The sequence below is a fragment of the Sphingomonas sp. CCH15-F11 genome (assembly GCF_001557005.1).
Taxonomy (GTDB): Bacteria; Pseudomonadota; Alphaproteobacteria; order Sphingomonadales; family Sphingomonadaceae; genus Sphingomonas.
In genome coordinates this window covers 1-621 of sequence record NZ_LSKG01000133.1, presented here as the reverse complement: position 1 = coordinate 621, position 621 = coordinate 1, and the positions used below count along the sequence as shown (strand labels likewise).

Below are 621 nucleotides of genomic sequence, written 5' to 3'. Positions count from 1 at the left end.
CGGCGGGGCGAGGTGCAGGCCGCACGCGCCGCCACGCGCGCGGGCATCCCGACGTGCCTGTCGACCGTGTCGATCTGCGGGATCGAGGACGTCGCCGCCGCCGCGCCCGACCGCTTCTGGTTCCAGCTCTACGTGATCCGCGACCGCGCATTCATGCGCGACCTGATCGCGCGCGCCAAGGCGGCGGGGGCGAAGGCGCTGGTGTTCACCGTCGACATGCCCGTGCCCGGCGCGCGCTATCGCGACGCGCATTCGGGCATGTCGGGCCCGAACGCAGCGGTTCGGCGCGTGGTGCAGGCGATGGGCAAGCCCGGCTGGGCCTGGGATGTGGGCGTCATGGGACGGCCGCATACGCTGGGCAACCTGGCGGCGGTGCTTGGCCGCAACAGCGGGCTCAACGACTATATCGGCTGGCTGGGGGCCAATTTCGATCCGTCGATCCAGTGGCGCGACCTCGACTGGATTCGCGCGCTGTGGGACGGCCCGCTGGTCATCAAGGGCATCCTGGACCCCGACGACGCGCGCGAGGCGGCTGCGCTGGGTGCCGACGCGATCGTCGTGTCGAACCATGGCGGACGCCAGCTCGACGGGGTGATGTCGTCGGCACGCGCGCTGCCGACG

The 621-nt window shown here is 72.0% G+C and carries 1 protein-coding gene; it reads left to right on the top strand.

Annotated features, from left to right (window positions below; genetic code table 11):
- Positions 1-621, top strand: a 621-nt coding sequence (locus AX709_RS12765) for an L-lactate dehydrogenase (protein WP_156454265.1), incomplete at both ends; no start/stop codon positions are given.